At 55.1% G+C, this 8129-nt stretch carries 9 protein-coding genes; 1 reads left to right on the top strand and 8 read right to left on the bottom strand.

Features of this window, described 5'->3' with window-relative positions:
* Positions 1-48: 48 nt before the first annotated feature.
* From ABYP39_RS15585 to ABYP39_RS15565, 5 genes are all read right to left on the bottom strand, one after another.
* On the bottom strand, positions 49-834 hold the full coding sequence (locus ABYP39_RS15585) for a fumarylacetoacetate hydrolase family protein (RefSeq protein WP_372750031.1): 786 nt from the start codon (positions 832-834) through the stop codon (positions 49-51).
* A complete protein-coding gene (locus tag ABYP39_RS15580) occupies positions 827-1657 on the bottom strand; it encodes an alpha/beta fold hydrolase (RefSeq protein WP_372750030.1) in 831 nt (276 codons plus the stop codon). Before ABYP39_RS15580 ends, ABYP39_RS15585 begins: the two co-directional genes overlap by 8 nt.
* Positions 1658-1672: 15 nt before the next feature.
* On the bottom strand, positions 1673-2884 hold the full coding sequence (locus ABYP39_RS15575; protein WP_372750029.1) for an acyl-CoA dehydrogenase family protein: 1212 nt from the start codon (positions 2882-2884) through the stop codon (positions 1673-1675).
* A 205-nt stretch (positions 2885-3089) separates the two neighbouring features.
* Positions 3090-3515: a heme-binding protein gene (locus ABYP39_RS15570; RefSeq protein WP_372759669.1), complete on the bottom strand. Its 426-nt coding sequence runs from the start codon at positions 3513-3515 to the stop codon at positions 3090-3092.
* Positions 3516-3525: 10 nt separating this feature from the next.
* A complete protein-coding gene (locus tag ABYP39_RS15565; RefSeq protein ID WP_372783448.1) occupies positions 3526-4389 on the bottom strand; it encodes an SDR family NAD(P)-dependent oxidoreductase in 864 nt (287 codons plus the stop codon).
* Between the two features lie 129 nt (positions 4390-4518).
* Between ABYP39_RS15565 and ABYP39_RS15560 the strand changes: the two genes are divergently transcribed.
* The gene (locus ABYP39_RS15560) at positions 4519-5739 is read left to right on the top strand and encodes a hypothetical protein (protein WP_372750353.1); all 1221 of its coding nucleotides are present in this window, start codon (positions 4519-4521) and stop codon (positions 5737-5739) included.
* Here ABYP39_RS15560 and ABYP39_RS15555 read toward each other — a convergent pair.
* From ABYP39_RS15555 to ABYP39_RS15545, 3 genes are read right to left on the bottom strand one after another with little or no spacing between them, the layout of a single operon-like run.
* A complete protein-coding gene (locus ABYP39_RS15555) occupies positions 5668-6084 on the bottom strand; it encodes a hypothetical protein (protein ID WP_372783446.1) in 417 nt (138 codons plus the stop codon). The genes ABYP39_RS15560 and ABYP39_RS15555 overlap by 72 nt on opposite strands.
* Positions 6085-6102: 18 nt before the next feature.
* Positions 6103-6861 carry a class II aldolase/adducin family protein gene (locus tag ABYP39_RS15550; RefSeq protein ID WP_372759349.1) on the bottom strand — a complete coding sequence of 253 codons (759 nt, stop codon included), beginning with the start codon at positions 6859-6861 and terminating at the stop codon, positions 6103-6105.
* A gap of 48 nt (positions 6862-6909) precedes the next feature.
* The gene (locus ABYP39_RS15545; protein WP_372783444.1) at positions 6910-7977 is read right to left on the bottom strand and encodes a dihydrodipicolinate reductase; all 1068 of its coding nucleotides are present in this window, start codon (positions 7975-7977) and stop codon (positions 6910-6912) included.
* Positions 7978-8129 lie beyond the last annotated feature (152 nt).

Here is an 8129-nt window from a genome sequence, read left to right as displayed (position 1 = left end):
TGTCGGATAGTAATTTGTGGGAGCGGGCCCTGCCCGCGAAGAATCTACTTAAACAAATTGACAGCTCGCGCTGCCAACCCCTTCCAGAACCATTTCCATTTTGTCGCCAGCCTTCACGTTCTCCAGCGGCACCAGAGAACCAGACAAAATCACTTCGCCGGCTTTAAAGGGAATATCGTAGGCGCCCAGCGTATTGGCCAACCAGGCCACTGCCGTCAGCGGGTTACCCTGCACCGCACTGCCCAAGCCTTCGCTGAGGAACTCGCCGTTCTTCTTCACCACCACTTTCAGATTCGGCAGATCCACATCGCGTGGATCAACCTTTTCGCTACCCAGCACAAATACACCACAGGATGCATTGTCTGCCACGGTGTCCTGAATCTTGATCTTCCAGTCCTTGATACGTGAATCAACAATTTCAAAACACGGCATAATGTAATCGGTAGCATCGAGCACATCCTGCTCGGTAACACCGGGGCCGACCAGATCCTTTTTCAACTTAAAGCCGATTTCTGCTTCGGCACGCGGTGCAATCAGATTGCCCGCAACTGGAATATCAGCACCGTTTTCATATTCCATTTTATCGGTCAGGAAACCAAAATCCGGCTGGTGCACGCCCAGCATGTCTTGTACTACCTTACTGGTAACACCTATTTTTTTGCCGATAATCTTTTCACCGGCTTCGACCCGGCGGCTGACCATGCGCAGAGAAATATAGTAGGCGTCATCAATGGTGATATCGGCCTCACGCTCGGTAAAGGGTGTCAACGTAGTCTGGGTCGTCAGAGCGTGATACAGCTCATCGCCCAGCGCTTCCTGTCTGGCTTTATCCATTTTTCAAGAAATCCAGTGTCATGCGGTTAAACAGCTCCTTGTGCTCCACCATCACCCAATGGCCGCACTCGGAAACGATTGTAAGGCGTATGTTCTTACACTTTTTGGTGAGCTTGGCGATACCGGTTTCCGGCATCATGTTTTCGTTAGCACCCCAGAACGCAATAATCGGGCAGTTCAGCTCACCCAACCGGTCTTCAACATTGGGAACAACCATAGTGTTGATCACCTGCATATTCTGCTGCTGAAAAATGCCCCAGCGCTCGTTGACCAGTTGTTCGTCCACCACCGACTCATCATATACCAGGCCGCGACGGATAAACTGTTCCAGCGCGTCCTTATTCGGGCCACCGGTAAACACCTCCTTCATGATCGCCATGCCAGGCATCGCGAAATACGAGGGCTGGTCTTCGATGCCGCCTGGCGCCATCAGGTTCAGGGTTTTTACCTGATCCGGATAGGTCAGCGCATAGCGAATCGCTATCGCGCCGCCCAGAGAATTGCCAATCAAGTGCACGCTATCGACGCCGATGACATCGAGCGTCTGTTTAACGCACTCCACAAAAAAATCGATGTGATATTCCACATCATCGGGCTTGTCCGAATAACCGTAGCCGATCAGATCCGGCACGATGGAACGATAGCCATTCTCGGCCAGAAAGGGATAATTGAATTTAAAGTTACTGTGACCACTGGCGCCGCTGCCTGAACCGTGTAAAAACACCACCGGCTCACCACTACCCTGATCCAGATAGTGAATGGTGTGGCCGTTGGCCAGCTTGGCGTACTTACCTTCAGGTAATCCTTCTACCAATTGTGCCATCGCTCAGCTCCCTGCTTAGAGGTTCAGATCTGTATTGTCGTTGCCAAACTGTACACCGCCAAAGTTGTTGGCGTACATGTTTACATTATTGGCCACGTGGGCCTGACTGGCCATGATATCCAGATGCCGCTCCAACACGCCATTACCCAGAAATATCCCCTTGCTGCCCACGGCTTTAAGCATGCGGGCGCTCAGTTCGGCGCAGCGATCTGCCACAACGGCCGAATCAAAACGATACTGAACACGGTCATCGATAGCGATGGGCTGACCGGCGCGGGCGCACTCCATCATGGCGTCGAAATTGCTGAACATGGTGCGTTTCATTTCCACAATCGCTGTTTTCACATCGGCGGCCAAACGGCGGGCAAACGGGTCATCTGCCATTTTGGCCGGACCAACCATTCGCGTTTTGGCGGTTTCAACGTAAGCAGCCAGTGCGCCCTCAAGCGCACCCAGCGAGGCGGTACAGACCGCGCGCACAAATACCTGGCCGAATGGCAGCCGGAACACCGGCGCGTCATTGACCTTATTGCCGGGGTTATCGCAGTTGTGGCCGTCGATCAGTTTGTGCGTGCGGTGCTCAGGTACAAAGGCGCCTTCCACACGGACATCCTGGCTGCCCGTGGCTTTCAGGCCGACTACGTGCCAGGTGTCAATAATTTCGTAATCGGCTTTGGGCAGCAAAAAGGTTCGGTAATTGCGCATATCAAAGGGCGCGCCCTCTTCCGGTACTACCGCGCCGAGGAACACCCAGTCGCAATGCTCGCTGCCGCTGGAAAAGCCCCATTGACCGCTGAGCTTGTAGCCGCCGTCGACCTTTTCAACTTTGCCAACCGGCGCGTATGAGGAGGAAATCAGGGTGGTTGGGTCATCTTTCCACACATCCTGCGCCGCCTGATCGTCAAACAGGGCCAGCTGCCAGTTGTGCACAGCGACCACGCCCAGTACCCAGGCGCTGGACATGCAGGCTTCGGCAATCTTCATTTGAACTGCGTAAAACACCTGCGGATCAAGCGCATAGCCGCCCCATTGCTCGGGCTGAAGCATTTTGAAAAAGCCCGCTGCCTGAAAGTCGGCTATGGTTTCATCGGGAATACGACGGATCTCGGCGGCTTTGGCGCTGCGCTCACGCAATACCGGCTGCAAATCCTGCGCTCGCTGGAGCAGAGTTTGTGCCAGTTCGGAATTCAGACCCTTGTCGCTGCTTACGTGAACTGTTCCGTCCATCGCCATTACTCCCAGTTTGAACTAAAGGCGAAAATTTTAGCGGATTGACGCCCCGCGCCTATAGTCCAAATGGGCCATATTCGGTTCTGGAATTGGGCCACTACCCGGGGAATTTATGCCAGTGTGGCAAGGGTTTAGTCCGGAAAGGAAGGAAAGAAGCCGAGCCAGCGCCAATGCGCTCACTCGCAATGCACTTGCGCGGCGACTACATAGACTCTAGCACCGCCAACGCTGCCTCGCCGATTTTGACATCTTCTTCAGTCAACGCACCGCCGACACCAATAGCGCCGATGATCTTTTCGCCGGAACGAATCGGCAATCCGCCACCGAGTAAAGTGACATCCTTCATCGTTACCATCGACAGCAGGTTTGCCTGGTTATTGCTCAGGGCTTCCGCCAGCTCTTCCGTGCTCAGCCCCATCAGTGCCGCCCGCGCTTTCGCCGGCACGGCGTCTACAGCGATGACCGGGGTATGATCCATACGATGAAAGGCCTTGAGCATGCCATCGGTATCGACCACGGCAACTGCAACCGCAACCCCCATGGCATTTGCTTTGTTAACCGCAGCATCAATGAGCGCCAGCGCCGCAGCAGACGAGATAGATTCTGTTGAAAAGGTCAGGGCAGCCACATCAATACTCCTACTCAATGACAGCATCGCTGAAAGTGGTTACATCACCCAACATCGGCCGGTGAGAAGGCGGCTTTTTGCCGTCTACATCCACAACCGAGTATTCCTCGGCCAATTCGGCCCCCACCCAAACTTTGCCAGTACGTTCCATCAGTGTAGGATCTTTCGCCAGAGCGTCAATAACACGCCCCGGAAATTCCGGACTCTCAGCGGTTGCTTCCATCTCCCGATACAGCTCCGGATCAGCATCAAATACCTGCTGGCTGCGCTCAGTTTTCAAGAGCCCCATCCACAGGGAAACCACCGCGACATTGTAAGGCTTGAAATCGACAGCCATATCGTGGGCCATTTTATCCACCGCTGCCTTGCCGGCACCGTAAGCCGGGCCGTGCATGTAGCAACGCCCGCCAAAGGAAGAGGTGTTAACCACGAGCCCAGCCCCGGCCTTCAGCAGCAGCGGCGCCGCATAATAACTGGCCACATAGGTCGAGCGCATTCCCACATCCAGAATTGCCTGCAAGCTAAGCGGCTTTTCCCAAAACGGGCCGTGCTGCACCAGTTCCGGAGGAACATAGAGCGCATTGTTTACCAGAATATCAATGCGTCCCTGCTCGCGTTCAACCTGTTCAAACAGCGCCTTTACTTGGGTGTCGTCGCTGTGATCACACACTACGGCGATACCTTCGCCGCCGCGCGCGGTCACCTCATCGGCAGTCGCAAAAACGGTTCCCGGCAGCGGTGCATCGCCCTCGCGCTGGCTGCGCCCGGTCACGTAAACAGTCGCGCCCGTGGCACCGAGCGCTAGCGCAATACCCTTGCCTGCGCCCCGACTGGCACCCGTAACAACCACTACCCGATCTCTAATCAGCCCCATATCTCACTTTCCATATTATTGGCTACCAATGGCCAGTATCGCAGCTCGCCCAATGCGCTGCCTCCTCCATTTGTAGCAGCGGCCCGCAAATGACGGCACAATGGCGTAAACCCTGTTAGAGAGCACGCTGTGGAACTTGTCGAATCGTTGGTTGGCTCACAACTTCTGGCCCATGGTCTCGTCGCCCTGCTCAATATTATTCTGATTATCGCAGCGCGACCGATCTCACTGGCCTTCAATGACGGACGCAACACCGACTTTCAGCAGGGCCTGCTGCGCGTCATGGCCTACATGCTGCTGGTGCTCACCCTCGCTGACCTTGTACTGGTATGGCTACTGCCGGATTACCACCAGTTTTTCATACGGTTGGGACTGTCATTGGTGCCGGTATACGGCGCGATTTTTGTCTTCAATGTGATCTCCCATTTCATTCGTCAGCGCTTTGGCATTGAGCGGAAAATCGACGACAAGCTGGTCTATCTCGACAGCTACAACAGTCGCTTGATGGAGTTGTTTGCCGTTGTCGTTCTGGTACTGGTAGTCATCTATGCCCTGATCAAAATCTGGGGCCTGGACAGTCTGCTCGAAACCACCGGGATTTTTGGTCTGCTCTTCGCCTTTATGGCACTGACCAACCAAATCTGGGCGCCGGATATTTACTACGGCATGGTGATTCTCAATTCCGACATGATGTCAGACGGAGACACAGTGCGCCTTGAGGGTGACCCCAATATCTACATCATCAACAAAGTGACGTTCATCTACACCATTTTGCTAAACATTCAGAACAACCACCGCTCCCTGATTCGCAACAGCAAACTGATCAACCTGACGGTAGAAAACCTCACAAAACGCGCCTCTATAGACGGCCTGCGGGAATCCCTACAATACAACATTGGCTACCCCGAAATTCAGGCGACCGACCCAGAAGAGCGCAACATCGAATTGCAGAAATATCGCCGTCGCATAGACACAATGTTTAGCGCTGTCGCTGAAGCGCTGGGCGACAACGAGCAAAACCGGATCAACGCCAACTGTGAATTCGAATGGGCGCTCACTCAGGCCGGCGACTACGCGCTCACCTACACGCTGTGGTACTACCTGGAAGCAATCCCCAACACCAAGGTAACTCGCACCGTACGCCAGCATCTTTTCGGCACACGATTTATGATCAATCAGAAAGTCTTCGAAGAATCCATCGCTCAGGGTGTTGATCTATCCACACCGATTCTTGTCCACCAGACCGAAAAACTCGGGCGACGCCCATTACCTGCCTCTTCAGCTCCCGGTAATCGCCCTCAGCATCAGAAGCAAGGCGACGGGAATGGCGCCAATGGCCAAGGCAAGTAACACTGTCAGCAGTTTCAGAAGACGGGCGTAGCGTAACGCTGCCCTCCCTTCGCGCACTGGAGTATCGCGCAACAGCAATGTACCCGGTGGCGGAAAGCGTGTTGCGATTCGCGTCCGCTCTGCCAGACGCCACAACAGCACCAGCGGTATAGCCAGCGGCAGGCTCAGTAGCACGAGCAGCGCCACCAACCAACGCACTTGCAGTTCAAAAGACGCCGAAGAATCACCCAACCATTGCGGCAAGTGATCGAGCTGAGCCATCAGCGCCAGTAACGGCAAGCTGAGCACAATCAGCCAGAACAAAGCTCTGCGCCGATGGACCGGGTTTGCTTTGTCTACCGCCATGAAACAAAGCGGGGCGGTTTAACAATCAAGAATCGTGGCATCGCTGCGCAGTTCACGCCGGGCCATGGCCTCCCATAAAAACGGGAAGCCATTGCCATCGATCATCTCGCCCACTGAATCGGCAACGCTCTCAACCATGGGCTTACCACCACCGAGCGCCTCTACCTCATAGGCAGTGCGCGCCCGCCGCTCGAGCGTTACAGCACGCAAATGGGCCTGCGCGATGCTGTCTGCCACAACCAACACGCCGTGGTTAGCCAGCAGCGCCCACTTTGCATCACCCAGCAATTCTGCGCAGCGGGCGCCTTCACTGGTGTCATTCACCGCCGCGTTGTATTCATCTACCAGCTTTAATTCACCGTTCACCTGCGCCGAGGTCTGATCGTAGATCGGTGGCACCCGCCCGGCATTAGCCCAGAGCGTGCCATAGCGGGAATGGTTATGAATGATAACGTTGACATCAGGGCGGCGGGCATGGATTTCAGTGTGAAGGTTGACTGCCGGGGTCACGTTCCAACCGCCCTCGATCACCTTGCCCGTTTTATCAAGTCGCAGGATATCCCCCGCTGTCAGCTCGTCCCAAGCCAGCTCCCAAGGGTTGATCAAAATCGTTTCATCATCCTGCAGGTAACTAATATGCCCCGCTATATGATCGTTGTAGCCGTCTCTGAATAACACCCGGCACAGTAGCGCCAGCTCCGCCTGCGGCGACAGCTCCGGCAACAGCGGGCGCTTTTGTGGCACCGGTGCCAGCAATTTGAGTAGCTCATCATTCATTGCGTTATTCTCCGACCTTGCTCAATCGATCACAAAACACCTGCACACCTAACATTTTATTTGCGCAGCGCCGGTGATTGCTGGCAAATCCCATGGCGACACAACGCCCGGTGCCGCTCCACAGACCGCCGGAATGGCATTCACCACACGGTTTGCCGCTGTCGCATTACCACCCGCGGCAGCACCAGAATCATGATGATCATGGCCGTGTACCGTAATCTCCAGATCAGGGTCGCCGGAAATCAACACCCGATGGCAACCACCCTCATTCGGTGGATACGGCCAGTCCGGTGCGCAGCTGGCATCAATACGCGTGATATGTTCCGCAACGATCAGGGGTTTACCGTTTTTCATCCCCATCACTTCAAAACGAAAAGCGCCCTGACCACCTTTTTCAAAAGTGCCCATACCTTTCACATCAACACTCTTTTCCAGTGGCCGTCGTTCCACCTGCGTTGTCACTTCGTCCAGCTCAACATTTACGCCCTGCGCAACCAGCCGCACCATAGGCTCCCAGATTTTCAGCAGCACTTCGCTGTGCAGCATAAGCGGGAGCTCTTCCATTGGCTGACCAAAGCCAATCACATAGCGGACAATATCTGGCGCGTCGTACAGCGCATAATTGAATATTTCCTGGCAGCGAATCTGGGTAATACCCGACACCATGCCGCTGCCGAAGACGGGCATGATATCCATCGCCCAGCCGGGATCGATACCCGACACAAACAGGCTCGCCTTACCCTCTTGGCAGGCAGCCTCCACCTTGTCCATCGATTCCCGGGGCGCCAGCGCCGGATGCAAAAAGTCGTAAAAGGAGGTACTGACCACATTGCACCCAGCCCTCAGGCAGGTCAGTAAATCTGCCAACGCTTCGTCGGGGCGGATATCTGCCGAGGCGGTGTAGATCATTGCGTCCAGGCCTTGGGCGAGCACGGCGTCATAATCGAGCGTGGCCTTCAGACCGACCGGCGCCACACCGGCCAATTCGCCCGCGTCGCGCCCCACTTTCGCCTCACTGGAAACGATCACGCCAACCAGTTCCAACTGGGCATGGTTTAGCACTGCCCGTATCGCCGGGCGGCCGACGTTACCCGTTCCCCAAACTGCGACTTTCATATCCGCTATCCTCATTATCGTTATCAAGTCTCATCATAGGCCCCCTGAGCACACACAGACATTACAAGGGGTTAAACAGGAACAGGTCCGAAAATGGCTATCCCAATCGCGCCATGGCGCTAGAATGCCACTATGGAAAACACACTACACCC

This window comes from Litorivivens sp., assembly GCF_041625495.1.
Classification (GTDB): domain Bacteria; phylum Pseudomonadota; class Gammaproteobacteria; order Pseudomonadales; family Spongiibacteraceae; genus Litorivivens.
This window is presented reverse-complemented; position numbering and strand designations above follow the sequence as displayed.

Coding starts and splice junctions, on each gene's coding strand:
- ABYP39_RS15585 (WP_372750031.1), bottom strand. CDS start 834: ATGGATAAAGCCAGACAGGAAGCGCTGGGCGATGAGCTGTATCACGCT.
- ABYP39_RS15580 (WP_372750030.1), bottom strand. CDS start 1,657: ATGGCACAATTGGTAGAAGGATTACCTGAAGGTAAGTACGCCAAGCTG.
- ABYP39_RS15575 (WP_372750029.1), bottom strand. CDS start 2,884: ATGGACGGAACAGTTCACGTAAGCAGCGACAAGGGTCTGAATTCCGAA.
- ABYP39_RS15565 (WP_372783448.1), bottom strand. CDS start 4,389: ATGGGGCTGATTAGAGATCGGGTAGTGGTTGTTACGGGTGCCAGTCGG.
- ABYP39_RS15555 (WP_372783446.1), bottom strand. CDS start 6,084: ATGGCGGTAGACAAAGCAAACCCGGTCCATCGGCGCAGAGCTTTGTTC.
- ABYP39_RS15550 (WP_372759349.1), bottom strand. CDS start 6,861: ATGAATGATGAGCTACTCAAATTGCTGGCACCGGTGCCACAAAAGCGC.
- ABYP39_RS15545 (WP_372783444.1), bottom strand. CDS start 7,977: ATGAAAGTCGCAGTTTGGGGAACGGGTAACGTCGGCCGCCCGGCGATA.